Raw genomic sequence first — 25,536 nt, 5'->3', positions numbered from 1 at the left:
GCGATGGCCAGCCAAGCCGCAACCGTGCCGCCGTCCGGCCCTCACCGCCTGAAAAGCTATGTCTATTTCGGGCTGGTCGATCGCGGGGTCTGGTTCGAGGCCGGCGACCGCTCCTTCCTGCTGCCGGACGTGCGGCTGTATCCGCTGATCGAACGCTTCGTGACGATGATCGACCGCGGCCGGCCGCTCGATGCCATCCTTGCGGCGGCGCCCGCGACGGCGAGGACGGTGCTGACGCATGTCACCCAATCGCTGATCGATCACGACATGCTGGTGCCGGTGCACCCGCAGGAGAGCTGGGTTAGCACACGAACCGGCCATGATGGCCTGGACGAATTGATGAAGCTGCTCGAAGACCGGCTGCATGGGCCCGCGCTGGTCGACGCGGCGACACGCTGGCGGGCGGCGCGGGTGGTGGTCGTCGGCAGCGGCTATGCCCTGAAGGCGGCCGCCGGCGCGCTGGCGGCGAGCGGCTGTGCCGAGCTTGCCATCGACTGGCGCGGCGTGTCGCTGATCACGGCGGCCGAAGTGCTGCGGGCCACCACCGACCGCGCGGCCCCCGATTGTGCCGTGGTTCTGCGACAGCAGCCGGGCGACGCGCCGCCCGCCGACGGCGATCTTGTCCTCCATGTCGCGGACACGATGGGCGCCAAGACGGCCCTGGCGATCGAGGCGACGCTGCGCCAGCGTGCCGTGCCGGGCGTGATCGCCGGCCTGTTCGCCGGCCACGCCTGCGTCGCCCCGCCGCCGGAACCGGACGGCATGGGCGTGGCCGCGCTGCTGCACTGGCTGCCGCCGGCGCCGGTGGGTGGCCAGGACCACAGCCCGGCGTCACTGTCGGTGCTCGGCTGCGTCGCCGCCCAGGCGGCCCTGCATGCCTTTTTCGGCTTCGATCATCAGGCGCGGCGGGCGCATGCCTTGGTGGTCAGCCCGGCGCTGACCTGCGCGCGCCATGCCGTGGTGCCGGTGGTGGCGCCGGCGTGGGTGCCGGCGCAATCCCGCGGCGCGCCCGCGTTCGTCCACGCCCCCCGTCACGATCTGCCGCCCGACCGGCCGCTCGAACTCTACGAGACGATCAGGATGGCGCTGGACCCCTGGTTCGATCCGCTGCTCGGCCCGCTGAGCCAAGTTGAGGATCCGCAGGCGCGCCAGATGCCGCTGATGCACTGCGCCATCGATGTGCGCGCCTCCGGTGCGTCGGCCTCGACCCGGGTATTCGGCTGGGGCGTGGATTTCGGCCAGGCGGGATTGCGCGCGCTGCGCGCCGCGGTGGCGCGGCTGGCGAACCCGCTGATGCGGCCGGGTGCCGCCATCGCCGTGGGCTGGGATGCAGAGGCGTGTGGCGCCGCGGCCCGCACCGCCGCCTTCGCGGCATCACCCCTGTTCCGCGAAAGCGCCGTCAGCGCCTGGCTGCCGGATGAAGCCCTGGCCGCGCCGGAAATCCGCCTGCTGACCCGCCTTCTGGGCTGGATCGATCCCCGTCCCGCACGCCTGCGACTCCACTGGTCGCCGCTGGGCCCGGCGCGCGTCGCGGAGCTGTGGCTGGGCGATGCGCCGCAGGCCCGCAGCGTGGGCGGCGGTATTGTGGAGGCCATCACGGAGGCGCTCGGCGAGGCCGTCAGCCGGCTCCAGCTCGCCGGCGTTCCGCACCTCTCCGGCGATCCGGTCGAACCCCTGTCCGCGCCGCCCGCCGCCGACTGGCGCGGGGCGTTGCGGCAGACGCCCTTCGTCGCCGAACCGCTTTATCGGCAGCTGGAGGAACTGGGCCTGCCGCCGCTGGTGCACTGCGGCTATGCGCAGGGGATGCTGCGGTGAGCGCGGCCATGATCCTCGCCGACGACGCCTGCCACGGTCTCGCAAGGCGTCTGGCCGCCGGTTTTGCAACGCCTTCGGTGGCCCATGGCAAGGCGGCCGAGGTTCAATTCTATCTTTACGATCGGCGTGCCGACGCCGCCTCCGCCGTCCGGCAGCAGGATCACGCAAAGGCCGCCGGCATCACGCTGATCCCGGTGGCGGTCACGGCCGGCAGCATCCGCATCGGGCCGCTGCTGCCCGCCGACGGACCAGCCGCCATCTGCCCGGCCTGTGTCGAGGCACGGCTCACGCTGAACAGCGGTCGTCCCGACCATGCGCCGGCGGCGCGCGCGACCGAGCCCGGCGGCCCCTTGCCCGCACCCGCCTTCGATGCACTGGTCGCGCTGCTTCATCACGCGGTGTCGGCTGGGTCCTCCGACACCCTGCTGCGTATCGCCACCGACACCCTGACCGTCAGCCGCCACCGCATCCTGCCGCTGTCCGACTGTCATCGCTGCTCCCCACCCGCGGCGACCGGCGCCCCGGCCGCCCTGAGCCTGACCCCCCGCCCCCGCCCCCCCGGTGCCCGCCGCGCCGCAAACCCGCGGCTGAGTCTCACCGCGCTTCGGGATGCCTTCGTCGATCCGATGAGCGGGATCGTGCACCATGTGTTTGCCAACCTGGGGTCGGACATGATGCCGCTGGCGGCGGCGGAAATGCGCCTGCCCGGCAGCGCCGGCGTGGAAATGGGCTATGGCCGCGCCGGCACGCGGGCGGCCTCCGAACTGGTGGCCATATTGGAAGCGATCGAGCGCCACGTCGGGCAACGCCCTCGCGGCGCGCAACGCATCGAGCGCGGCAGCCATGCCGCGATGCGGGCCGCGCACGGCAACCATGTGGTCGACCCGCGGCGCTTCATCCTGCACGACCCGGCACGGGAGAGCGAGCCGGGGTTCCGCCTGCAACGCTGGAACGCGGACCTGCCCTTCGATTGGGTCTGGGGCCATGCCCTGCCCGATGGCGCACCGCGCCTGGTCCCGGCGCAGCTGGTCTTTTATGGCCTGACCGACCAGCCGGGGCGGCCGCTCAATCGTTTCGTCTTCGATTCGTCGAACGGATGCGCGCTGGGCGGCAGCCTGGAGGAAGCGGCTGTGTCCGGCCTGTACGAGGTCATCGAGCGCGATGCCTATCTCGCCACCTGGTACAGCCGCCTGCCGCCCGTTGGGATCGATCCCGCCAGCGTCGACGAACCGGGTTCGGCAGCCCTGATCGCCCGCGCGCGCGCGGCCGGTTTCGACATCCGGCTGTTCGACCTCAGCGGCGACATTGCCGTGCCGGTCGTCCTCGGCATGATCGTCGATCCGCGCGAGGATGCGCCCGTCAAAAGCTATTGCGCCTCCGCCAGCCACCACAGCATCGACGAGGCGCTGTTCGGCGCGCTGGTCGAGATCACGACATCGATGGGCGTCTATCGCCGGTCGATGCCCGCGTCGCGCGCACGGGCGCGGCAATTGTTCGCCGATCCTTCGGCCGTGCAGCGGATGGAGGATCATGTCCTCCTGCACAGCCTGCCCGAAAGCATCGACCGGCTCGCCTTCCTTCATGGCGGTGGAATGCAGACGCTGGCGGAGCGGCGCGGCGCGCGACCGGCGCTGGCGTGCGACGATTCGACGGCGGAACTGCGCGCCCTGCTGTCCCGCGTGTCGATTGCCGCGGACGAAGCCATCCTCGTCGACCTCGGCTTCCCGGCCCTGGAGCCACTTGGCCTTGCCGCTGCAAAACTGGTCGTGCCGGGGCTGTTGCCAGTCACCTTCGGGCACCAGCATCGCCGCATCAGCTATCCCCGGCTCGACCGCTGGGCCGCGGCGCGGGGCCGTCCCGACCTTCGCTTCGGCCCGGACAACGTCAACCCCTGGCCGCACAATTTCCCATGAACCGGCTGGCCGTCTCCGCCCCGGAACGGGACCGCCTCGGCGCGATGGAAGTCTTTGCGCTGACCGGCTACCAGCGGCTGGAACGGCTGGATGTCCCGGTGTTCGGCCACGACACGGACCCCATCGCGCCGAGCACGCGCATGCGGCGTGCCCGCCTGTACCGGCTTTCCACGGACCTGCCGGCGGAAATCTCGACGCTGGCCGATCATGTCGGCGGCACGCCGTGCGCATCCGTGACGGGATTGCGGCCCGATGAGCGAGTCGCGCTCCTGCTGCGCTATCTGGCGGCGCCGATGCGGTTCGAACCGCTGGGGGAAAGCGCGATCCACCGCGCGGTGCCATCGGCACGTGGCCTGTTTCCGTTGCGCTGGTCGCTCCGTCACCTGAGCCCCGACGGAACGCGGCGGGAATGGGTGTATCATGGCGACTGGCATGCCCTGCGCCCGACTGACGACGACATGCACCCCGACGATGCGCCCGCAATGCACGCCAGCGGCTGGGCCCTGCTGTGCGTCGCCGAAGTGTGGCGCATCGCCGGCAAATATGGCGATTTCTCGGACGTGCCCTGCGCATTGGAGGCCGGCCACGGCTTTGCCCAGGCCGGCCATCTCGCCCGCGCGCTCGGCCTGTTGCCGGCGGAAGAGCCCGCGCGCGCCATGTCCGGCTTTACCGGCAGCGGTCGCGCAGCGGCGCTCGAACTGCCGCTCTTTGCCCTTCCACTGAGGCTCGACGGCTTCGACGTTCACGATCTGCCGGCCCTGGAAACGGTGATCGCAGAGGCCGTCGCGCCGCCGGCGCTGGCGGAGCGTTTTCCGACACTGGCGGCGCTGCATCGCTGCTTCGACGCGCCGCCGGCGGCACCCGGCCTGCCGGCGTCGTCGACGGCGCAGGCAATCACGCCGCCGTCCATCGGCCTGCTCGGCACCATGCGCGTGCGGACGGCCGGCAACGACCGCTCCGGCATCGCCGCCACGCTGGCGCCGCTCCGCCCCGATCTCGCCGCCGACATCGACGGGCTGTGGCGCGGCCTGCGCGCCGTCAGGCCGCGGGGCGCGGCCGAGGCGATGCTGCGCTTCACCCTTTACTGGGCATCGTACCGGGGCGGCCCGGCGCTCTGCGACACCTCGGGCGCGATCATCGAACAGGGCATCGCGCTGCCGCTGAAACTGGGCGCCATGCTGCCCTATGGCGGCATGCGGGTGAACCTGGCGACGGCGACCGCGATCCTGTTCGTCGCCGTCGATCCGCGCGCCGCGGTGGCCCAGCTGGGCGACGCCTCCTTGCGCGAATCCCATCTGGCCGCGGGTGCCGCCGCGCATGATTTCGCCCTGGCCTGCGCGGCCTATGGCCTGTTCGCCCGACCGATGCGGATGATGCGCGAAGCGGCGCTCGAAGCCGTGCTGCCGGTGGGCGGCCTGCCGCTCTATCTTGTCGTCGCCGGCTTCGCCCGGCGCGCCAATCCAACGGGGGAGCTGCTGTGACGCGCGCACCCTGGACATCGGTCCATCTCTTCCTGTCCGACCGGGCGCGGGCCGATGCCTGCCTCGCCGAGCGGGTGCGGCCGCTGGTCGAGGACTGGCAACGCGCCGGCGATGTTTCGGGGTGGTTCTTCATCCGCTACTGGCACGGAGGGCCACATCTGCGCATCCGGCTGCAAGGCAGGCTCGCCGGCGATCCGGAACGCGCCCGCGCCGCGCTCGCGCACGGTCTCGACGCCTGGGCCAGCGAAACGCCGCCCACCCGCAACCATTATTACGCCGGCCACAGCTTCGATGGCGCCGCGGTGGACGCCACGACCCTGCCCTGGTTCGACGAAGGCAGCGCACTGCTCATCCCCTATGAGCCCGAGTGGCAGCGCTATGGCGGGGCCGATGCCATGGCGGAGAGCGAGCGGCTGTTCGAGCGGTCGAGCCGCCTGGCGGTCGCCATCATCGCCGCCACGGTCGCCAATCCCGAACGGCGCCTGCCCGCCGCGCTCGCCCTGATGGCGGCCGCCGCCGACGTCGTGGCGCCCGATGCGGAGGCGCGAACCCGCTTCTTTGCCTCCTACGCCGCTTTCTGGCGCGGCAACGCCCCATCAGCCGCCGGTGCGCCGGCATCGGCCATGCTTGCCGCCTTCGCCCCCGCCGCCATCTGGCAACGCGAAATCGCCGCTTTCGTCGACCGGCTGCGGGTGCTGGCCGCCGCGGGCTGCCTGCTGCAACCATGGGACGGCCAGCCGACCGGACAGGATGTCTCGCCGGCGATCGGCGCGATCGTCGCCTCGCACCTTCACATGCTGAACAACCGGCTCGGCCTGCCGCCCGCGGTCGAGGCCCGGCTGGCCGACATTCTCGCGCATTCCCGCCACGATCGACAGGAGCTCGCCGCATGACCGAACTGAAGCTGATCCTGGCGCACCTGCGCTTCTTCCGCACCCGCACGCTGCTGATGCTGGCCACCGTGGTGCTCGCCTTCTTCACGTTCGGCATCCTCGGCTCGATGCATTTCTCGCTCAACAGCGGGGACAGCGACGTCACCGGCCGCCGCCTGATCGTGACGCACGAGGCCGGGCTGATGCAGCAGCTGCCAATCTCCTATCTGGAGCGGCTGCGCGGCATCCCCGGCGCGGAGCATGTCAGCCACGCGACCTGGGCCGGCACCTTCTACCGCGAGCAGCGCGACATGCTGATGGCCTTCGCGGTCGATCCCGCCCCCTGGCTCGATGGTCACCCGGACATGATCGTCACCGACGCCACCCGCCGCGCCTTCCTGGCCGACCGGCGCAGCATCCTGGTGTCCGAAGGACTGGCGCGCAAATATGGCTGGAAGCCGGGGGATTCCATCCCGCTGAAAAGCATCCTGTTCGTGCCCCCGGCCGGTGACCCCGCCTGGACCTTCACCATCGCAGGCACCTTCCGCAGCGCCGATTCCGGCGGCGGGCGCAACTTCGCCATCTTCCACTACAGCTATCTCAACCAGAACCGCGACCTGTGGCGCGATACGGTCGGCACCTTCGTCGTCAGCCCGGCCGCCGGCCTGGCGCCCGAAGCGCTGGCGCAGCGGATCGACCAGGCGTTCGCAGGCTCGGGCGCACCCACCTCGACCGCCACCGACAAGGCGTTCCATGCCGAGTTCTTCGCCCAGTTCGGCGATGTCGCGAGCATGATCCGCATCGTGATGGCGGTGACCTTCCTGTCGCTGATCCTGGTCGTCACCAGCGGCATGACGCTGTCGATGCGGCAGCGCACGCGCGACATCGGCGTGCTGCGCGTGCTCGGCTTTTCCGATGCGCGGGTCTGGCGCCTGGTCGCCGGGCAGACGGCGGTGCTGCTGGGCGGCGGGGCGGCGCTGGGGCTGGCCGCGGCCTCCGTCTTCAACCGCTGGATCACCACGCACATGGCACAGATCCTGCCCGACCTCACCCTGCCGCTGGTCGTGCTGGCGCAAGGCATCGCCGCCGCCCTGCTGCTCGCCGTCGGCACCGCGCTTCTTCCCACCCTCATCGCCCTCCGGGTCCGCCCGGTTCAGGCCTTTGCCATGGAGCAGGCATGACCATGACCAGCACCGTCCACACCGCCGCCGACAAAGGCCCCTCCCTGCTGCGGCAGGTCCGGGCACTCGGCCCGATCGCCCTTGGCAACATGCGCCAGGCGCACTGGTCCAGCCTCACCATCTTCCTGTGCGTGATGCTGGTCGTCATCATCCTGAACGCTTTCCTCGGCATGTCGCGCGGCTTCGCCGCCGCGTCCCGCAGCGCCGGGTCCGAAACCGTCGCGGTGCTGATCGGCCGGCAGAGCCAGTCGGAAGCAAACAGCCAGATCAGCCGCGAGCAGATCGAACTGCTGGCGGGTGCGCCGGGCATCGTCCGCGGGGCTTCGGGTGCCATCCTGTCGCCGGAACTGACCATGACCGTCAGCGGCCGCAAGATCGAGGACGGGGCGCGCACCAACAGCACGCTGCGCGGCCTCGGCCCCAACGGCCTGGCGCTGCGCGACGGTTTCCGCATCACCGCCGGACGCAGCTTCACGCCCGGCCGCTACGAGCTGATCGCCGGCCGTCGCCTGACCGAGAGTGTCCGCAACAGCCGCGTCGGCGACCAGATCATGCTGGCGGGCCGCACCTGGACCGTGGTCGGCGAATATGAACTGGCGAGCGCGGTGTTCGAGGGCGAGTATCTCGCCGACATCGGGGCGGTCCAGTCCGCCTACAACCGCGACAACCAATATCAGTCGATCCGCGCCCGGCTGGACGGCACCACGGGCATGGCGACGCTGAAGGCCTTCCTGGCCCATGACCCGCGCCTCGATCTCGATGCGCTGACCGAACGTGCCTTGTATCACGACCAGGTCAAGAACACCTCGAACCTCATCATGTACATGGGCTGGCCGCTGGCGGGCATCCTGTCGATCGGGGCGCTTGCGGGCGTCTTCAACACCATGCTGATCGTCCTGGAAGGCCGGCGGCACAGCCTGCGGGTGATGCGGCTGCTGGGCTTCTCCAATGCGGCGATCGTCCTTGCCTCGGTCATGGAGACCATCCTGCTGGCGCTGGCGGGCGGCGTGGCCGGCACGCTGCTGGTCTGGCTCGCCGCCAACGGCGCGCCGGCCACGATGATCGGCAGCGGCTTCACCACCATCAATTATGACCTGCGCATCGACGCGCTGGCCTTTGCACAAAGCCTTGGCCTCGCCGCGTTCCTGGGGCTGCTCGGCGGCTCGCTGCCGACGCTGAAATCCGTTTTCCAAAGGAGGGCCTGAGCCATGGCGTCCGCACCGCTGACTGCAACGATCCCGCCGCCGCGCGCCGAAGCGCCCGTGCCCGATGACCGCAGTGCCCGGCTGCGCAGCCTGGTCATCGCCCGCGATGGCGCGCCGGTGGCGCGGGAGATGCCGGCACCGGCACGGCGGCGCGACAGACGCGGCTGGCTGCTCGGCGCCGGCCTGCTGGCGCAAACCGGCGTCATCGTCTGGCTGATGTTCGGCAACAGCCCCCCCGCCGCCGCGCCGGCGCCGGCGGCGATCGCCGTTCGATCCACCGCCGCCGGCGCTCCGGCCCCGGCCGCCGCGCTGGAGGCGCAGGGCTTCGTTCAGGCGACCCGCCGCGCCACCATCTCCACCCGCGTCGCCGGCGTGGTCACCGCGGTCGAGGTGGATGCCGGCGATCGTGTCGCCAAGGGCCAGGTGCTCGGTCATCTCGACGACAGCCTCGCGCGGCGTGAGGTGGAAGTCGCCGAAACGCAGCTGCTGGGAATCATCGCCCGCGTCAAAAACGCCCAGAAGCAACTGTTGCATGCGCAGCACGAACTGGAACGCGAACAGGCGGTGTTCGAAAAGCGCTTCTCGACCGCCGCCCGGCTGGAGGTGAAACAGTCCGCTGTCGAAACCGCCGAGACCCTCCTCGAAGTGGCGCGGGACGAGATGGCCGTGCAGCGGCTGCAGATCCAGCAGCAGATGACCATGTTGCAGAACTACACGCTGCGTGCCCCCTTCGCCGGTATCGTGGTCGAGAAAAACGCCCAGGTCGGCGAACTGCTGGCCCCGGCCGGCGCCAGCGGCGGTTTCACCCGCACCGGCCTCCTCACCATCGTCGACATGGCGTCCCTGGAAATCGTCGTCGACGTGTCGGAACAGATGCTGCGCCGGGTGCGGATCGGACAGCCCGTCAACATCCGCCTCTACGCCTTTTCCGACCTGACCCTGAAAGGCGAAGTGGCCCGCATCATGCCCAGCGCCGACCGCGCCAAGGGCACGCTGCAGGTGCGCATCGCCATCAAGGACCCCGACCCCCGCGTGCTGCCCGACATGGGGGCGCGGGTAGCCTTCCTGTAAGCCCCTTCCATCCCGCGCCCGAGGAGACTGTCATGCAAGCGAACATCTTCACCCTGTCCGGCATCGCCAAACGCTACGCCCGCGGCGATGACGCCGTCACCATTTTCGACGGTCTCGACATGGACATTGCGCGCGGCGCCTTCATCGCGCTGATGGGGCCGTCGGGCTCGGGCAAGACCACGCTGCTCAACCTGCTCGGCGGGATCGACAGGCCCGACAGCGGCGAGCTTCGCTACGATGGTCGCCGCATCGACAGCATGAGCGAGGCGGAGCTGACGGTCTGGCGGGCGCGGCACGTGGGTTTCGTGTTCCAGTCCTTCAACCTCCTGCCGATGCTGACGGCGGCGCGCAATGTCGAGCTGCCGCTGACGCTGACCGACCTCGGCCGGGCGGAACGGGAACGGCGGGTGGGCGTCGCCCTCGATCTCGTCGGCCTTGGCCATTGCGGACACCGGCCGCCCTCGCAACTGTCGGGCGGGCAGCAGCAGCGCGTCGCGATCGCACGCGCGATCGTCGCCGATACCGAGGTGCTGCTGTGCGACGAGCCCACCGGCAACCTCGACCGCAACGCCTCGACCGAGGTGCTGGAGTTGCTGCGGACGCTGAACGAGGAGCTGGGCAAGACCATCATCATGGTCACGCACGACCGCATGGCCGCCGACCATGCGCGCACCACGCTGGCGCTGGACAAGGGGCGCTTTGTCGATGCCGCCGTCCCGGCCTGATCCTGTCCTGCTGTCGGCGGCGGCGCGGGCCGCCATCGTCGCGGCGGCTGCCGCGGCGACGCCGGCGGAATGCTGCGGCGCGCTGCTCGGTCGCCACGACGAAGCCGGCGCCAGAGTCATCGATGCCGTCGCCCTGCCGAACCGGGCCCCGTCGCCGCTCAACGGCTTTGCCATCGACCCCGCCGACAGCGCCCGTTCGTCCGCGCTGGCACGACAGGACCGGCTCGATCTGATCGGCTGGTTCCACGGCCACCCGCGCGGCGCACCGCAGCCATCGCCCCGCGACATCGCCACCGCCGGCGGCTTTCCCGGCACGCTGCACATCATCATCGCCCCCGCCGGGCTGCGCGCCTTCATCACGGCCGCCGACGCCTGGCACGAACAGCCCCTCATCCAGGAGACCCAGCCATGCCGCTCGTGCTGATCCCCACGACCTTGCGCCCGTTCGCCGGTGGCACCGCGGAACTGGCGATGCCCGGTAGCACCATCATCCAGGCGCTGGACGCGCTGACCGCGGCGCACCCGCGACTGCGCGACCAGATCATGGATCCGGCAAACGGGCTGCGCAGCTTCGTCGCGCTGTTCCTCAACGGTCAGGATGTGCGCATGCTCGATGGCGTGGACACGCCGGTCAGCCCGGCCGACACGCTGGAACTGGTGCCCGCCATCGCCGGCGGCGACGCGCCACGCAGTTTCGCCACTTGGCGCCGCGAACTGCAATCGGCGGTGGAGACCATGGCGCCCGCGGCCGCGCTCGCCTTTCTGGCCGATGGCGCCGTCGCGCTGGACGTGCGCACCGCGCAGGAGTGGGGCCAGGGCCATCTGCCTTCCGCCGTGCACGCCGACCGCGGCTTTCTGGAACAGTCGATCGAAAACCTGGTGCCGGACCGCACCGCCCCCATCCTCTGCTATTGCCAGTCCGGCGTGCGGTCGCTGTTCGCCGCCCAGGCGCTGGCCTATCTTGGCTATGAACGGGTGGTCAGCCTGGACGGCGGCCTACAAGCCTGGAAGGCCGAGGGGCTGGCGGTCGAACTGCCGCCGCAGCTCTCCGATGCCCAGCGGCGGCGCTACCTCCGCCACCTCGCCATTCCCGGTGTGGGGGAGAAAGGCCAGGCCCGCCTGCTGGCGGCGCGGGTGCTGCTGGTCGGGGCCGGCGGCCTCGGCTGTCCCGCCGGCCTCTATCTCGCGGCGGCCGGTGTCGGCACCCTCGGCATCTGCGATGCCGACATCGTCGATCCCTCCAATCTCCAGCGCCAGGTCCTGCACCGTGCCGACGGCATCGGCCGGCTGAAGACCGAAAGCGCCCGCGACGCGTTGCAGGCGCTTAACCCCGATGTGGCTGTGCGCCTGCACAGCGAACGGCTGGACGAAGCCGCCGCCCGCGCCATCTTTCCCGATTATGACCTGATCATCGACGGCACCGACAATTTCGCCGCGCGCTATGTCATCAACGATGTCGCCGTCGGCCTCGGCCTGCCAGTCGTCCACGGCTCGGTCTATCGCTTCGACGGGCAGGTCGGGGTCTTCGGCCTGCCCGGCGGCCCCTGCTACCGCTGCCTGCATCCCGCGCCACCGCCCCCGGAACTGGCCCCGTCCTGCGCCGAAGGCGGCGTGCTCGGCGTGCTGCCCGGCGTCATCGGCCTGCTGCAGGCGACCGAGGCGCTCAAGCTGCTGCTCGGCCTCGGCGCGCCCCTGTCCGGGCGGGCGCTTCGCTTCGACGCGCTCGCCGGCAGTTTCCGGGAGCTGCGCCATGCCGCCGATCCCCACTGCGCCGTCTGCGGCCCCGCCGCGCGGGCCGCCTGAGCCATGCGGCTGTTCGGCAAGACCGCCTGCCTGCCCAAGCAGTTCCGCGACGGCACCCACCGCAGCCGCCCGCCGGAGGACACGGTCGCGCGTCTCAAGCCGCTGATGCCGCGGCTCGGCATCACGCGCCTGGCGAACATCACCGGGCTCGACCGCATCGGCCTGCCGGTGTGGATCGCGGTCCGCCCGAACAGCCGCGGGCTTTCGACGGCGCAGGGGAAGGGCCTGACCGACGCCGCGGCACAGGCATCGGCGATCATGGAATCGATCGAATGCTGGCATGCGGAAACGATCGTAAGGCCGATGCGCATTGCCTCCGCCGCGGCGCTGCGAGCGGAAGGCGCGGCCTTCGTCTTCGATGGCCTGCCGCACTATGAGGACCGGCCACCACGCGCCGACATCGCCATTCCCTGGGTCGAAGGCGAGGACCTGCTCGGTGGCGGCACCTGTCTCGTGCCGCTGGAAACGGTCAGCGCCGATTATGTCGTCGGCGCCGGACGCGCCATGGAATCCGCTTTCGTGCAGTCGAGCAACGGCCTGTCCGGCGGCAACCATCCGCTGGAGGCCTGCGTCCACGCGCTCGCAGAATTGATCGAACGCGATCAGCTTACGATGGCGCAGGACGCAGTCCGCACCCTCGACCCGGCCATCATGGTGGACCCCGCAAGTGTGGAAGACACGACCTGCCGGCAGCTTTTCGACCGTCTGGCCGCCGCCGGGCTGATGACCGGACTGTTCGACCTGACCGGCGACCTTGGCATTCCGGTCTATGGCGCCACCATCGTCGACGCGGACAGCGCATCCCGCTGGCGCACCCTTCCCGCCTTCAACGGTTACGGCTGCCACCTGACCCCCGCGGTGGCCCTGCTGCGCGCCCTGACAGAGGCGGCGCAGAGCCGCCTGACCCACATCAGCGGCAGCCGGGACGACATCCTGCCCGCCGATTTCGCCCGTGCCGGCAATGACGACGATGTCGGTGCCTACCGCCAGCTCCTCCGACGCGACCCCCAGCGGCGTTTCGACCGCGGCGACCTCGCCACCGACGATTTCGAAGGCGATCTCGCCCGGCTGCTGACGGCGCTGCGGCGGCGCGGCATCCGGCGCGCGGTCGCGGTCGACCTGTCGCGGCCGGACATCGGCGTGGCGGTCGTCCGTCTGGTCTGCCCCGGGCTCGCCGCGCCGGTACCGCTGCTGCGCGGCCGCCGCATCCGCCAGACCTTCAGGAGCGCGGCATGACCGTTCACGTCTTTCTCGGCCCCTCGCTGCCGCTTCCGGCCGCCCACGCGCTTCTGGAAACCGCCCATTTCCACCCGCCGGCGGCCGCCGGCGACATCTATGCGGTCGCGCGCATCCTTGGCGCGGGTGACCGCATCCTGCTGATCGACGGCCTGTTCGAGCAGACCGCTGCGGTCTGGCACAAGGAACTGCTGTTTGCGCTGGAACGGGGCGTCGCGCTCTATGGCGCGTCCAGCATGGGTGCGCTGCGCGCCGCGGAACTGGACGCGTTCGGCATGATCGGCATCGGCCGCATCTATGCCGCGATCAGCAGGGGTGAGCTGACCGATGATGACGAGGTGGCGGTGGTGCACGCCGACGCCACGCAGGGCTATCGCTCGCTGTCAGCTGCCATGGTCAGCCTGCGCTTCGGTCTTGCCGGCCTGCGCGATTCCGGCGTTCTCGTGCCGAAGGCCCACGACCATCTTGTCGCCGCCATGAAGGCATTGCCCTATGCGGAGCGGAGCTGGCCGGCAGCAATCGCGGAGGCCCGTCGCATCGGGCTTGGCGCCACCGCCCTGGATGGCCTTCGCCTGTCCGCGAGCAGCGATGCCAAAAGTGCCGACGCCCGCGCGGCGCTCAGCCGCGTTGCGATGGAAGAAGGTGCTTCCACCCTGCCCAGCCGGGTCGATTTCACCCTGAACCGCACCAGCTTCTGGACGGCGCTGACCGCCGACCGCGATGCCCGCGACGGTGAGGATTTCGGTCTGGATGGCGCCGCGCTCGACCTGTTGCGCGCCGTCGATCCGGCGCGCGATGCCATCATGGAACGCGCCACGCTGATGGCATTTGCCGCCTCGACCTTGCCGCACTGGCACCCGCAACCGGCCGACCTCGCGGCGGCGGCGGGCCGGCTGGCGCGCGTCAACCGGCTGTCGACCCGCACTGCCCTGGCGGCCTGGCGGGAACGCAACCAGGTTTCCGACCCCGAACGCTGGCAGGCCCTGCTGTCGATGGAGGCCCGCGTCGCCGAACTGGTCGCGCGCTTCGCGCCGTCGCTTGGCCGCTTCGCCGCCGCCGCGGCTGTCACCACTGACCGGTCGAGCGCCGTCCGCGAACTCGCCGTGCGAGCCGCGGCGGCGTTCGGCAGCAACTATGCCGGCCGGCTGACCGCCACCGACCATGCCATCGATGTTACCCTGCTTCAGCAATGGTATGAAGGGCGCTGCGGGCCGATGTGGCCCGATCCCGAACGCCATGCCCGGTCATTGGGCTTTGACGGGCTGCGACCGCTGCTGGGCCATATGGTGGCGGCCTATCTTCTGGAAGCCAGCGATGCGTTCGACGACCCCGGACTCGATCCAGCCCAACAGCCTCTTGCCGGCGCACGCGCCTGATCGCAGCGGCCGTTACAGCCAGCCATTCTCCCGCGCGATTCGGCCTGCCTCCTGCCGGTTCGCCGCCCCCAATTTGCTGGCGGCAAAGGAGAGATAGTTGCGCACCGTCCCCGGCGACAGGCCGAGCGCCCGGGCGATATCCTTGTTCGACCGCCCTTCCTCCGCCAGCCGGATGACCGACCGCTCCCGATCCGAAAGCTGATCCGGCTTGAAATCCCACAGCATGGCGCCGAGTTTCGGATCGATGGCCCGCTGTCCCGCGGCCACCTTTCGCACCGCCGCGGTCAGCACATCGACCGGGCTGTCCTTCAGCAGGAACCCCGCGACATTCGCTGCCATCGCCCGTTGCAGATACCCCTGCCGCGCGAAGGTTGTCAGCATGATGACCCGCGTACGCGCCCGTTCGGCATGCAGCATCGCCGCCACGTCCAGCCCCAGCATGCCCGGCATTTCGATGTCCAGGATCAGCACATCGGGCCGCAGCGAGCGCGTCACCTGCAACGCCTCCTGTCCGTCGGCGGCACTGCCGGCGATGGTAAAATCCGTCTCCAGCGACAACAGACGGCTGAGCGCGGACAGCACCAGCGCCTGGTCCTCCGCGATCACGATGGTGATCGCCGCCGTCACGCAGGTGCCATGGTTGCTGGAGCATGCAGGGGGATGGCGGCCGTAACCACACTCCCCGGCCAGCGCGAACGGACATGCAGATGTCCCCCCGCCGCTTCGACCCTGACCCGCATGCCCAGCAGCCCGAAACCCTCCTTCACGCCGCCGATGCCATCATCCTCGATACTGACGCCGACATGGGTGGGGCTTTCCGTGACCTCCACCATGCAGCGTCCCGCGTGCGCATGGCGCACGACATTCGTCACTCCTTCGCGCAAGACGGCAGCTAGGATGGCCGCCTGTTCCATGGGAATGTCGCGGCCATCGCCGCGAACGTCCGCTTCCAGCCCCGCCAGGACCAACACGTCTCTGGCGGCCAACATCTCATCCGCCAGGGCCGGCTGATCGATCCCGACCAGCGCGCCGTGCACATCGGCGAAACTCGCGCGGGCGGTGGCCGCGATCTGCTCAACCTCGGTCCGCGCCTCGGCATTGCCAGTGCCGATCAGGCGTGCCGCCAGATCGGCCTTCACCGCGATCAGCGTCAGCGTGCGCCCGAGCACATCGTGCAGATCCCGGCCGATGCGCTCGCGCTCGGCAATCATCGTCAGCTGCCGGACCTCTTCGCGTGCCGCGATCAGCTTCGCCGATTTGTCCGCCAGCGCACGCCGCGACATCGCGGCCCCGCCGATCAGGACCCCGATCATCACGCTCGGCAACCACCACATCGGCGAATGGGCGCTCAGCACGCCGGCGACGACGCCGATGGTGAAAAACAGCGCAATCGCGCCCATCGCATGCAGCGGCGGTCGCAGCCGCCCGGCCGCTGCCATGGCGTAGATGGTCAAGGCGCTCCAATTGTCCCCCAGCGGCATGACGGCAAGGGCGATCGCCATGATGCCCGATGACGCCGCAAACAGCCGCCAGCCGTCGGTGCGGTAGCTGAGCACATAGAGCGACGTGAGGAAAACAAAGGCGAACAGCCCGCCCCATATCTGCTGCGGCGTCGGCGGCAGCCAGAGCCATGGCAGGGCGTAACAGGTGGAATAGCAGAGCCAGATCCAGGGCTCGTCCATGCTGACAAACCGCCGGAAGGCCGACAGATTGATCGGCCAAAGGCTTCCCCAACCCGTGCCGGCACGAGCGCTTGGACCAATCTGATCGGCAACCCCCGTCATCGCAGGGAGTATCTCATCGCCCACTTGCTGCCGTCAAGATACAAAATGACAAAAAGGAAATCTATTAAATATCGTTATGGCACGGTGACTGCTGCGTCATTCCACCGGAGGCCTCCACGACCGTCCATCTCCATGGGAAACCCTATTCCGTCGGTGATCGCTGTCGTGAAAATCCATCCGGGCTCGCGGCGGGTGCTGTCCTGATGCTCGATGGAGCGCACAACATCAGGCGCGCCGCAGTCCGGTCGGTCTTGTCCTGTTCGCCCCGGTTGATCTGGGCGGGAGCAGCAAGCGCAGGGCGAAACCTTAGCGGACGTCACAGGCGCTGCCGCCCCTGTCCTGGCCGGTTGAATGATCGACATGCAAGTCACATGCGAAAATGCGCCGTTCTGCCGGTGCATCCGGTTTCCGGATAAGGGCCAGCGCCGCATCGACGGCTGCCGCCGCCAGCGCCTGCAAAGGCTGCCTCATCGTCGTGATCCGATAGGGAGCCCAGTTTCCCGCCGCGATGCCATCAAAGCCCGCGACTGCCACATCGTGCGGGACGCGCAGACCATGATCGCTCGCCCCGTCGATGGCGCCAATCGCCATGAGATCATTCACCGCGACCACCGCCGTCGGAGGCGAGGGCATGGCGAGCACGGTCCGCGCAGCAGCACGGCCACTGGCATAGCCAAAGTCGCCCGCTATCCGGGACAATCGCGGGGCATCCTGATTGCGCGCGAGCATTTCTGCAAAACCGGCCGCGCGTTCTGCGGCGAGGACGGACTCCGCTGGGCCCCCGATCAAGGCAACATGCCGGTGTCCGGCCCTCATGACATGCGTGGCGAGCGTCCTTCCGGCGGCATAATGGTCACACCCGACACTGGTCGCCTTATAGTCAGCGGAGGAGCGGTTGTAGAGCACGATAGGAACACGCTCATGCGCCAGACGCTCTGCATCGTCCGACGGCAGGTCGACGAGCGCGATCACGGCGTCCACCTGATAGGCCAATGAATATTCGACGGCCGCGCTGACGGTCGTGGCATCATCGATGCCCAACAGCATGATCCTAAGCCCTCGGGCAGCGGCTTCCCGTGTCAGGGCCGGCAAAACCTCAGGATAATAATGGTTCGTCAACGCATTCATCAGGACGGCAAGGATATGCGTTCGCCGGCTCAGCAGGGCTTGAGCGATCGCGTTGGGTCGATAGCCAAGCTGTTCCGCCGCGGCGAGAATCCGTTTGCGATAAGGCTTGGATACCGAACCGTCCCGAAAGGTGCGCGATACCGCTGATTGCGACACGCCGGCGAGCGCTGCGACCTCTGCCGCCGTTGCGCGATTGCCACGTGGATTCTCGACTCGGGGGCGTGATCCCATCCTGATGCGATAAATCGACATGCATTGGTTTGCAATCCGCGTTGCGCCCCTATCGAGGCAATCAACCTTGGTTCCTCATTGGGGAGCACGAGACCGCTCCAGGCAATGTCACTCCCTGCAGAAGTTGGTATTGACTACGCAGTCAGATTGTGATGCATTGTGCCAGTCATAACCGGGGGAGTGAGAAATGCGCGCGATCCGTCAAGCAGTTTGGACGATGGTTTCATCTTCGGCGCTGGCGACAGCGCTCGCCTCCTCGGCGGTCGCGCAGACCGCACCGGCGTCACAGGTCGACGATGGGGCGATTGCCGACATCGTCGTCACCGCGCAGCGCCGCGAAGAAAGCCTGCAGCGTGTGCCGCTGTCGATCACGGCAGTGACCGGAGAAGCGCTGCGCGAAGCCAATGTCACCGATGTCAATCGGATCGAGCAGCTGGTTCCCGGCGTCCGGATCGGGCGGTCGGGTTCGGATGCGCGTCCGGCGATCCGGGGCGTCTATACCGAAGCCATCGGCGCCAACTCAGATCCTCGCATCGGTTTCTACATCGATGACATCTATCAGTCGCGCACCAGCCAGGCGCTGACCGGCTTTGTCGATCTTGAGCGTGTCGAGGTCCAAAAGGGGCCGCAGGGAACATTGTACGGGCGCAACAGCTTTGGCGGCAACATCGCCATTTATTCGACGGTGCCCAAGGACGAATTCGCGGCCGGCTTCGACGCGCTTTATGGCCGTTTCAACCGGGCCCGCTTCGAAGGCTTCATCAATCAGCCGCTTGGCCCCAGCATCGCCTTCAGGCTTGCCGGCAGCTACGAACGGCAGGACGGCTATGTCAAGAACAGCTCGACCGGGTCGGACCTGGGCGACGAGGACGCTGGCTATGTGCGCGGTATCCTGAAGATCGCGCCCGTGGGTTCAGGACTTGAGGTGCAACTCCGCGGTTCCTACTACAAGCAGGGCGGCGCGGGCATTTCGGCATTCGGCTACAAGTCGATCGGAACACTGGTGGCGCCCAACCTCGTCCGCGCACCAGGCGGATCGATCGCGCTTCCCAACGGACGTGTCCTGACATTTACCAATGGCTTCAATGGTCAGGCTTTTCCGACCTCGCTGGGTTCGGAATTCCGGGCGCCGTTCAATTCGCGCTTCCGGGATGGCATCCCCGATATCGGCGGGGCCGATGTGGGCGTGCCGATCGAAGCCGATCCCTGGAAAATCAACTTCGATGCGCGCGTGACGAGGCGGACCGAACAGAAACAGTTTTCCGGCGTGATCAACTATGATTTCGACACGGCGCGCATCCGCTCGATCACAAGCTACACCGATTTCAACGCACTGCGGCAATCGGACAATGATTTCTCCTCAGTCCCGATCGCGATCGACAGCAATCTGACGAAAGTGAAGACGTTCACACAGGAATTGCAGTTGCTGTCGAATGACACGACGTCACCGTTCCAATGGATTATTGGCGGCTTCTATTATAATGACAAGGTGGAAGAGATCTTCTTTTCCGACAACTTCACCAACTATCCCGTAGCGGGACAACCCGCGCTATCGACCTTCGGGATCAGCTATCTGCCAGGCGCCGCCTTTCCGGCGAACACGCCACTCAGCAATATCCGGTCGGACAATTTCGCGCCGGTGCTGCTCAAGACCAAGTCATATGCAGGCTTCGCGCAGCTGTCATACACCTTCTTTGACAAGCTGCGCCTGACGGCCGGCTACCGCTACACGAGCGATCAGAAACGCTATGCGGCAGGCATCACCTCGGGCGCTGCCGGTGGCGGCTTCCTCGCCTTCGACCTCAACCAGCGTGTCAACTATACCTGCCCGGCGCCCGGCGCGACAACTGCCCTGTTTGGCAACAACCCAGCCTCGCCACAATCCACCGCGACCAACGCCGCCAATGCGCTCGGCATCCAGTGCGGCGAGCGCGACTTCAATTTCCACACCTGGCGCGGCGCCATCGACTATCAGTTCACGCGCGACAACATGGTCTATGGCAGCGTTTCGCGCGGCATCCGGTCGGGCGGGTTCAACAATGTGCTGAACACGGTGACCGGGCAGGTGCTGCCGTTCGAACCCGAAGTCGTGACTGCCTATGAATTGGGCACGAAGAATCGCTTGGCGGATGGCAAAGTGCAGCTGAACGCCGCCGTTTTCTACAATGATTTCAAACAGCTGCAAGTACAGAATACGCTGCCTGCGCCGAATGGCCTGACCACGGTTTCAATTATCACGAACGCAGGCAAAAGCCGCGCCTATGGCATCGAGCTCGACGCCATCGTGAAGCCGACGCGTCGCCTCACCTTCCAGGCTTCGTTCAACTACCTCAATGCCAAGGATACCGACCTGGTGTTCGGCACGCAGGCGAACGGCATCTGCAGCACGGGCGTCCTCTCGTCCGGCGGCTGCGTCGCGGTTCCGGCATACGCCAACCCGGCTGCGCCGACGGCGGCCGAAATTGCGGCGGTTTCAGCCGCGCTGGCGGTCAATGCGGTCGGGGTCGGTCCGCAAGGTGCAGCATTCCCGAACGTGATCAGCGATCCCAATCGCTTCCGCCAGGTCTTCATCACCTTGCCCAACGGGACGGTGGTACCTGCAACGCAGACATCGGGCGGTGCGACCCTGCCGGTCTACAACTATGTCATCGGCGGCAAGGGTGCCGATGGCACCACCTATGTCGCCGATACACCATTGTCGCCAAAATATGTGGTCCAGGTCGGCGTGTCTTATGACCTCGACGTGGCCGGCGGCACATTGACGCCAAGCGTGCAGACCTACTTCTCCTCATCGTTCATCAACGCCGGTTTCACGCCCAATTTCGGCAATCAACCCGCCTTCACCCGCACCGATATGCGGCTGAGCTGGGTGTCAGGCGACGAGAAGTTCCGCGTTCAGGCCTATGTCGAAAATCTCGAGAATGCGGCGGTGCTCAACCGTGTCGCATTCGGCGCCAACCGCAGCCTGAACGGCGTTTTCGGCACGCCACGCACCTACGGCATCAAGGCGGGCGTTCGCTTCTGATCATCCCCGCCACCTGAAAGCGTCCACGCGCGGACATTTTCGGGTGGCGGGAAGCAATGCCTTGTGCCTGGCCGAGCCGCCAGGCACCCACATGAGGCACTGCGGCAAGCTCTTGATGATGTCCCTCGTTGCCCCGCCGTGTCGCGTCGGAAGCCTGCGTGGCGGCGGCGCCTGGTCAGGCCGCGCGCAGCGATGGTGCCTTTGGAAGCAGCAGGAAAGTTGCCGAGCCGAGCGCCGTTGTGCAGGCGAGAAAGGCGAGAAACGGACCGAAGCTCGATGATCCGTACATCAGCCAGCCTGCCACCAGGGCGCCGATGAAGCCTGCGAAATTTGTGAAGGCGGTCACCAGCCCGAAGATTGTGCCGAACAACTGCGGCCCCAGATATTGCGCACCGACATAACCGCCGATGTCGCCTTCCGCCCCCTGGCTGAGGCCGAGCAGCAGCACCGCGGCGAACGCCACCTCCGACGCGCCAGGCAGCGCTGCAAGCAGCGCAAAGCCGATCGCAGGCATGCCCATGCCGATCGCGGCGACATAGCGCGTGGGAAAGCGGTCAAGCGACAGGCCGATGGCGAAACGTCCGATGATAACGCCGACCGCATAGGCCGAAAGATAGCTTCCGACCGCGCGCGGGTTCACCCCACGCTCGATCAACATCGACGCGAACTGCAATCCGGTCGCGATGATGCCCAGGTTGCACAGCACCATGGCGGCAGCGAGAATGATGAACGCGCGCGAGCGAAAAATATCCTGAAACGCCTGTGCGGTCGGCCGCGTGTCAGTGCGCGTTGCTTGCCGATCCCCCTGCCCGGGCAGCAGCAGGACTGCGACGACTCCCGCAACAAACACCACGGCGGCGAGCACCCGATAGGCCGACCGCCACCCCTCGGCCTCGATATGCCCACCCAGCAGCGGCGCGGCGATCGCACCGGTGATTGCGGGAGCCGACAACAGCAGGGCGATGCCGAACCCGCGCGCCAGAACGAGCCGCCCCGCCGCGATGCGACCCAGGACTGTCGCACTCCAGAGGGGTGAAAAGATCGCCCAGATCGCTTGGATGGCCCAGAACTGCCAGATCGGACCAGTTTGCAGGCTGTACAGGAAGTAGATTGATGGCAAGGCGATGACACCGAACATCATCACGCGACGGCTGCCGAAAACGTCGGCGAGACGCCCCGCCAGGGGGAATGTCAGCATGCCGATCAGGCCGAGCGTTCCGACGAAGGATATTTCCGAACTCGTCCAGCCGAATTCCGCGGTCATCGCGGGCATGAATATGCTCGCGATGAACATGTTGAGCGCGACGCTGAACCCGGTGCCGATCGCGGCGGCGCCCAATGGCCGTCGCTCGCGCCACAGTTCGAGCCAATAGGCGCGGCTGCGCATTCCGGTCGCTTCAGCTGCCACGATAAGCATTCATCAGCGTCCCGACCTCGTCGAAGATGCTCCATTCTTCAACGATATACGGGCCATCGAAACGCAGATGCGTCGATCCCAGGATGCTGACCGGCAATCCCGACGGCAAGCTGCCCAGAAAGCCGCCACTGCGCGATCGTCCCTCAAGCACCCAGCGCACCGCGACGATGACGCCGTCGGTCTCGTCCGACCAGCTGACATGGTCAACGCGGACGACGGAATCGGGCACGCTCGCGAGCAGATGAATGAGTAGCGCCTGGATATTGCGCCGACCATGCGCCACGCGTCCGCCGCACCAATGCGCGATGGCATGAGGGGCATAATGCTGAAACACATGGTCAAGGCGGCGCATGTTCCAGATGTTCTGGAAATGATGTGTAACCCACCCTTCGATCGTGTCGGTCGGGCCTTCATACAGCTTGCGCGGTGCCTGACCCTCAAGCCGGGTCGCCGGGACGACGAACGATCGCTCCCCTGACGGGCTGTCGGCCAAACGGCGCGCGACCTCGTGTATGTCATACCCCATGGCCCGCACGGCGGCACCATTGTCACGCATCAACCATTCGGTGTGGATGCGGTTGTCGCGCGTGATGCAGTCGGCGACGAAAAACCGCCCAACCCTGCGCCCCGACGCCGGACCGAACATGGTATCGCGGCTGTTGGTCGACAGGTGAAACCCCAAATGTGACGTGTAATAGCCCTCCTCGTCGTCCCCACTCCAGGCAACATTGAGATGATGGGACTCGCCATCGGCAACCTGATCGATGCCGGTGAGCGTATTGGCGACCACATCCTCGACCGAACGGATCGTCGACAGCGCCGAATAGACGACGCAACCGGCATCATAGGTATCGTAAATGCGCCCGATGCCGCGGCCAGCCCAGATCTCCTCCGTGATGCGGACGATGTAGTCGACGATATCGGTATAGCTGTCCTCGAAACCACGCATCGGCATCGTCCGCGGACCGCCCGCCTGCTTCAGTTCGCGCGTATCGACCTTGCGAATACGCCGCGCATTCGGCCTTTCGGGGAGGAGAAATGGCAGATTGGCCTTACAGCTTTCTGATTCCGTCATCACCTTGCCCTCCCTGATCCGCCCCATCGCATGCAGCAGAGCACCAAATGATGCTTTTTGGACAAACCATCGCCTACCGCCACGCGCTTTTAATGCCGTTTTTTGCATTGGTATGCAATACAGGATGTGCGGACATGCAGACGAAAGAGGCAGCTTTCTGCCTCATCGCAAACAACAGGACAACTACCGGCTCGGAGGCGGCGCACATCGCCGTTGAAACATGAATTTGAGCAAGCAATTTGATTGCGATTGCAAAAAGGAGGTTGGTCAAGCGTTTCATGGCAAGACGTATCCGCGGCGCCCGGAAAGAAGGTCACGCCACATGACGATCACCATCGTCGCGGGTCCTAGAATCGATTCTGATGAAGGCCAAAGGCTGTCGATAGAGCCGCTGATACTTCCCACCTTTTCAGGTGGTTACGGTTCCTTCCGGCGTCGTTTCGAATACCTCCGGACGGGCAAAATCACTCCCACTCGATTGTCTAAATCGACCATAAGCTCCTGAAAAGAATAGACTTTTACCCGTATTTGACGGTCCGTCGCCGACTGTGAGGCCGTCAAAATGCTACGCTTTTGATTTTATTAGAAAATTGTGCTGAAAATTTTTTTGCTTGGCTTCGGCATCTATCGATGTCGATTGCGCTTCCGAAGCCGTTATGACGCGACAGCGGCTAGCGGCAAGACTCGCAAAAAGTACCGTCATTTCGATGGCAAGTCGATAGTTACTGCCACCCTGCCGCCCACCTTATCGGCGATCATGCCTTCGCTGCCTTTGCCGCGATCCTCGCGCAGGATGGTCCGACCAGTCCCCACACCGTGTCGACGATCGATTCCAGAGAGACGCCCTCAAGTTCGACGGATGCTGCGTAGGCACGCCATTGGCGCTGCTTGACCTCATCATCGACCATTTCGGCCGAAAGTCCCGGCGGCCTTTCCGTCGGGATCGCCGTCTGGCGGCGCTCGAACGTCGCGGTGATGGCCGCATCCAGATCTTCAGCGGCAATATTGAGCGCGCGCGGGATCGCCCACAAATCGTAGTAGTCCTTCATCCGTCCGTTCAGGACGCCAAGCGCGACCATCGCCTGGAATTTCTCGGCGATAACGGTGGCGGGCGTATAGGCACGCACATTGGGCGCAGGGAGATCCAGCAAGGTTGGATAGTCCAGTCGCTGGGTAGCATCGGCCATCGCGTCGCCAAAGCCGATATCGATCGTCACAGGGATGCGCGTCTTTTCGAGATAAGCCGCGGTCTTAAGGCGAGTGCCGCCATATTCCATCTCCTCGCGGATTGCTGTCGCAGCCAGGGAGTCGAGGTCGAAAACGAGGCCGTCCTCGCTCTCGATCGCCATGATCTCCCGGAAGTCGGCGGTTAGGCGTTCGGGGTTGGGATCGCCATGGCCCAGGAAGTCCGCATCTCGGGTGACCCGATTGTCGTCTTCGACCCAGACCGTTACCAGCATTCCACCCTTCAGGACGAAACGGTCCCGATGCTCCGAAATCGACAGCCGATAGAGCAGACGTTCCAGCGCGAACCGCACCAACAGAACGTCGAACACCCGGCCTTCCTGGCGGGCGATGTTCAGCAGCCGATCCTTAACGGATTTGGCCATGTCGGTCGGTGTCTTAGCCATTGGACGTGAGCGCCTCGAGATAGGGTTGCATGATCTTCCAAGCGCCGCCGTCTTTCGCCCCCTGCGCGATCGCGCTCGGGGTCGCCTTGCGCTGTTCGATGGTGGCGCGCAGGCCTTCCACGGCGACCGACCGATCAACCAGCTTCGAATTGCGGAAAAGGTCGGCAAGCGTCTTCGGCACGGAATAGATCGGGACCTGAAGGCCAGCGATCATATGGTTCTCGACACCCTGGCGCAGGTAAGGCTCGGTAAACCGCACCATGCGCATCGGGGGATAGGCCTGCACCGGAGCCCAGTCACTGGCACCGATGGCCATCCAGATGCGCCGCGGCATCTGATCGGTCAGGCCGTGAAACGCGAGCGCCGACACAAGAGCGATAACACCCTTGGGGACGCGCATGGTGGCCTCGGCGAGGATTTGGTTCTCTTCGATCTCGGATCCACGCCTCTGGTAAACCCCGCGCGATATGCGTTCGATGTCCCCGGTCTCGACGGCACGCGCGATCGTTTGCGCGCTGATCCCAGCTTCACGCAGTTCGTGTGCGCGCATCATGCTACGACTGTCGA

The 25,536-nt window shown here is 67.0% G+C and carries 21 protein-coding genes; 13 read left to right on the top strand and 8 right to left on the bottom strand.

All coding sequences use genetic code 11. The annotated features are described in order from the left end of the window. Positions 1-3 precede the first annotated feature (3 nt). The 12 genes from H3309_RS01855 to H3309_RS01800 are packed head-to-tail and all read left to right on the top strand — an operon-like array spanning position 4 to position 14,678. Positions 4-1,815 (top strand): hypothetical protein, encoded by a 1,812-nt coding sequence (locus H3309_RS01855; RefSeq protein WP_182296992.1) that lies wholly within the window; start codon positions 4-6, stop codon positions 1,813-1,815. Further along, positions 1,812-3,728 carry a TOMM precursor leader peptide-binding protein gene (locus H3309_RS01850; protein WP_182296991.1) on the top strand — a complete coding sequence of 639 codons (1,917 nt, stop codon included), beginning with the start codon at positions 1,812-1,814 and terminating at the stop codon, positions 3,726-3,728. Before H3309_RS01855 ends, H3309_RS01850 begins: the two co-directional genes overlap by 4 nt. Beyond that, positions 3,725-5,209, top strand: a complete 1,485-nt coding sequence (locus tag H3309_RS01845; RefSeq protein ID WP_182296990.1) for a hypothetical protein — start codon at positions 3,725-3,727, stop codon at positions 5,207-5,209. Before H3309_RS01850 ends, H3309_RS01845 begins: the two co-directional genes overlap by 4 nt. After that, entirely contained in the window at positions 5,206-6,102 is an 897-nt protein-coding gene (locus H3309_RS01840; protein ID WP_182296988.1) for a thiopeptide-type bacteriocin biosynthesis protein, read from the top strand. The genes H3309_RS01845 and H3309_RS01840 overlap by 4 nt, the downstream gene beginning before the upstream one ends. Beyond that, positions 6,099-7,262 (top strand): ABC transporter permease, encoded by a 1,164-nt coding sequence (locus tag H3309_RS01835; protein WP_182296986.1) that lies wholly within the window; start codon positions 6,099-6,101, stop codon positions 7,260-7,262. The genes H3309_RS01840 and H3309_RS01835 overlap by 4 nt, the downstream gene beginning before the upstream one ends. After that, complete coding sequence (locus H3309_RS01830; protein ID WP_182296984.1) at positions 7,259-8,467, top strand: ABC transporter permease; 1,209 nt, start codon at positions 7,259-7,261, stop codon at positions 8,465-8,467. Before H3309_RS01835 ends, H3309_RS01830 begins: the two co-directional genes overlap by 4 nt. Before the next feature lie 3 nt (positions 8,468-8,470). Continuing rightward, on the top strand, positions 8,471-9,538 hold the full coding sequence (locus H3309_RS01825) for an efflux RND transporter periplasmic adaptor subunit (protein ID WP_182296982.1): 1,068 nt from the start codon (positions 8,471-8,473) through the stop codon (positions 9,536-9,538). A gap of 32 nt (positions 9,539-9,570) precedes the next feature. Beyond that, positions 9,571-10,263 carry an ABC transporter ATP-binding protein gene (locus H3309_RS01820; RefSeq protein WP_182296980.1) on the top strand — a complete coding sequence of 231 codons (693 nt, stop codon included), beginning with the start codon at positions 9,571-9,573 and terminating at the stop codon, positions 10,261-10,263. After that, the gene (locus H3309_RS01815; protein WP_182296978.1) at positions 10,244-10,687 is read left to right on the top strand and encodes a Mov34/MPN/PAD-1 family protein; all 444 of its coding nucleotides are present in this window, start codon (positions 10,244-10,246) and stop codon (positions 10,685-10,687) included. The genes H3309_RS01820 and H3309_RS01815 overlap by 20 nt, the downstream gene beginning before the upstream one ends. Next, positions 10,672-12,066: a molybdopterin-synthase adenylyltransferase MoeB gene (gene moeB, locus H3309_RS01810; RefSeq protein WP_182296976.1), complete on the top strand. Its 1,395-nt coding sequence runs from the start codon at positions 10,672-10,674 to the stop codon at positions 12,064-12,066. The genes H3309_RS01815 and moeB overlap by 16 nt, the downstream gene beginning before the upstream one ends. 3 nt (positions 12,067-12,069) lie before the next feature. Then, complete coding sequence (locus tag H3309_RS01805) at positions 12,070-13,302, top strand: YcaO-like family protein (RefSeq protein ID WP_182296974.1); 1,233 nt, start codon at positions 12,070-12,072, stop codon at positions 13,300-13,302. Continuing rightward, positions 13,299-14,678 carry a TfuA-like protein gene (locus H3309_RS01800; protein ID WP_182296972.1) on the top strand — a complete coding sequence of 460 codons (1,380 nt, stop codon included), beginning with the start codon at positions 13,299-13,301 and terminating at the stop codon, positions 14,676-14,678. Before H3309_RS01805 ends, H3309_RS01800 begins: the two co-directional genes overlap by 4 nt. Before the next feature lie 12 nt (positions 14,679-14,690). On the opposite strand, the gene H3309_RS01795 is transcribed toward H3309_RS01800, so the two are convergent. The 3 genes from H3309_RS01795 to H3309_RS01785 form a co-directional block, all read right to left on the bottom strand. Next, the gene (locus H3309_RS01795; RefSeq protein WP_243453803.1) at positions 14,691-15,305 is read right to left on the bottom strand and encodes a response regulator transcription factor; all 615 of its coding nucleotides are present in this window, start codon (positions 15,303-15,305) and stop codon (positions 14,691-14,693) included. Further along, complete coding sequence (locus tag H3309_RS01790; protein WP_182296970.1) at positions 15,302-16,462, bottom strand: sensor histidine kinase; 1,161 nt, start codon at positions 16,460-16,462, stop codon at positions 15,302-15,304. Before H3309_RS01790 ends, H3309_RS01795 begins: the two co-directional genes overlap by 4 nt. A gap of 306 nt (positions 16,463-16,768) precedes the next feature. Beyond that, entirely contained in the window at positions 16,769-17,842 is a 1,074-nt protein-coding gene (locus H3309_RS01785; protein WP_182296968.1) for a LacI family DNA-binding transcriptional regulator, read from the bottom strand. A gap of 166 nt (positions 17,843-18,008) precedes the next feature. Between H3309_RS01785 and H3309_RS01780 the strand changes: the two genes are divergently transcribed. Continuing rightward, a complete protein-coding gene (locus H3309_RS01780; RefSeq protein ID WP_182296966.1) occupies positions 18,009-20,846 on the top strand; it encodes a TonB-dependent receptor in 2,838 nt (945 codons plus the stop codon). Positions 20,847-21,021: 175 nt separating this feature from the next. Here the strand turns inward: H3309_RS01780 and H3309_RS01775 are convergent, their stop codons facing one another. The 5 genes from H3309_RS01775 to H3309_RS01755 all read right to left on the bottom strand — a co-directional run bounded on the left by H3309_RS01775 (position 21,022) and on the right by H3309_RS01755 (position 25,522). After that, positions 21,022-22,185, bottom strand: a complete 1,164-nt coding sequence (locus H3309_RS01775) for an MFS transporter (protein WP_182296964.1) — start codon at positions 22,183-22,185, stop codon at positions 21,022-21,024. A gap of 58 nt (positions 22,186-22,243) precedes the next feature. After that, the gene (locus H3309_RS01770; protein ID WP_243453953.1) at positions 22,244-23,338 is read right to left on the bottom strand and encodes an ester cyclase; all 1,095 of its coding nucleotides are present in this window, start codon (positions 23,336-23,338) and stop codon (positions 22,244-22,246) included. A 73-nt stretch (positions 23,339-23,411) separates the two neighbouring features. Then, a complete protein-coding gene (locus tag H3309_RS01765; RefSeq protein WP_182296960.1) occupies positions 23,412-23,618 on the bottom strand; it encodes a hypothetical protein in 207 nt (68 codons plus the stop codon). Positions 23,619-24,093: 475 nt separating this feature from the next. After that, positions 24,094-24,969, bottom strand: coding sequence for a nucleotidyl transferase AbiEii/AbiGii toxin family protein (locus H3309_RS01760; protein ID WP_182296958.1), 876 nt, complete (start codon positions 24,967-24,969; stop codon positions 24,094-24,096). Then, the gene (locus H3309_RS01755; RefSeq protein ID WP_207791543.1) at positions 24,962-25,522 is read right to left on the bottom strand and encodes a type IV toxin-antitoxin system AbiEi family antitoxin domain-containing protein; all 561 of its coding nucleotides are present in this window, start codon (positions 25,520-25,522) and stop codon (positions 24,962-24,964) included. Before H3309_RS01755 ends, H3309_RS01760 begins: the two co-directional genes overlap by 8 nt. Between the last annotated feature and the right edge of the window lie 14 nt (positions 25,523-25,536).

Origin of the sequence: Sandaracinobacteroides saxicola (genome assembly GCF_014117445.1) — a bacterium.
GTDB lineage: Bacteria > Pseudomonadota > Alphaproteobacteria > Sphingomonadales > Sphingomonadaceae > Sandaracinobacteroides_A > Sandaracinobacteroides_A saxicola.
The sequence above is the reverse complement of the archived record's forward strand: the minus strand, read 5'-3'. Positions and strand labels throughout refer to the sequence as shown.

Excerpts from the sequence above, each read along its gene's own strand:
- H3309_RS01855 (WP_182296992.1), top strand. The coding sequence starts at position 4 with ATGGCCAGCCAAGCCGCAACCGTGCCGCCGTCCGGCCCTCACCGCCTG.
- H3309_RS01845 (WP_182296990.1), top strand. The coding sequence starts at position 3,725 with ATGAACCGGCTGGCCGTCTCCGCCCCGGAACGGGACCGCCTCGGCGCG.
- H3309_RS01835 (WP_182296986.1), top strand. The coding sequence starts at position 6,099 with ATGACCGAACTGAAGCTGATCCTGGCGCACCTGCGCTTCTTCCGCACC.
- H3309_RS01830 (WP_182296984.1), top strand. The coding sequence starts at position 7,259 with ATGACCATGACCAGCACCGTCCACACCGCCGCCGACAAAGGCCCCTCC.
- H3309_RS01825 (WP_182296982.1), top strand. The coding sequence starts at position 8,471 with ATGGCGTCCGCACCGCTGACTGCAACGATCCCGCCGCCGCGCGCCGAA.
- H3309_RS01820 (WP_182296980.1), top strand. The coding sequence starts at position 9,571 with ATGCAAGCGAACATCTTCACCCTGTCCGGCATCGCCAAACGCTACGCC.
- H3309_RS01815 (WP_182296978.1), top strand. The coding sequence starts at position 10,244 with ATGCCGCCGTCCCGGCCTGATCCTGTCCTGCTGTCGGCGGCGGCGCGG.
- moeB (WP_182296976.1), top strand. The coding sequence starts at position 10,672 with ATGCCGCTCGTGCTGATCCCCACGACCTTGCGCCCGTTCGCCGGTGGC.
- H3309_RS01805 (WP_182296974.1), top strand. The coding sequence starts at position 12,070 with ATGCGGCTGTTCGGCAAGACCGCCTGCCTGCCCAAGCAGTTCCGCGAC.
- H3309_RS01800 (WP_182296972.1), top strand. The coding sequence starts at position 13,299 with ATGACCGTTCACGTCTTTCTCGGCCCCTCGCTGCCGCTTCCGGCCGCC.
- H3309_RS01790 (WP_182296970.1), bottom strand. The coding sequence starts at position 16,462 with ATGACGGGGGTTGCCGATCAGATTGGTCCAAGCGCTCGTGCCGGCACG.
- H3309_RS01785 (WP_182296968.1), bottom strand. The coding sequence starts at position 17,842 with ATGTCGATTTATCGCATCAGGATGGGATCACGCCCCCGAGTCGAGAAT.
- H3309_RS01780 (WP_182296966.1), top strand. The coding sequence starts at position 18,009 with ATGCGCGCGATCCGTCAAGCAGTTTGGACGATGGTTTCATCTTCGGCG.
- H3309_RS01770 (WP_243453953.1), bottom strand. The coding sequence starts at position 23,338 with ATGACGGAATCAGAAAGCTGTAAGGCCAATCTGCCATTTCTCCTCCCC.
- H3309_RS01765 (WP_182296960.1), bottom strand. The coding sequence starts at position 23,618 with ATGAAACGCTTGACCAACCTCCTTTTTGCAATCGCAATCAAATTGCTT.
- H3309_RS01760 (WP_182296958.1), bottom strand. The coding sequence starts at position 24,969 with ATGGCTAAGACACCGACCGACATGGCCAAATCCGTTAAGGATCGGCTG.
- H3309_RS01755 (WP_207791543.1), bottom strand. The coding sequence starts at position 25,522 with ATGATGCGCGCACACGAACTGCGTGAAGCTGGGATCAGCGCGCAAACG.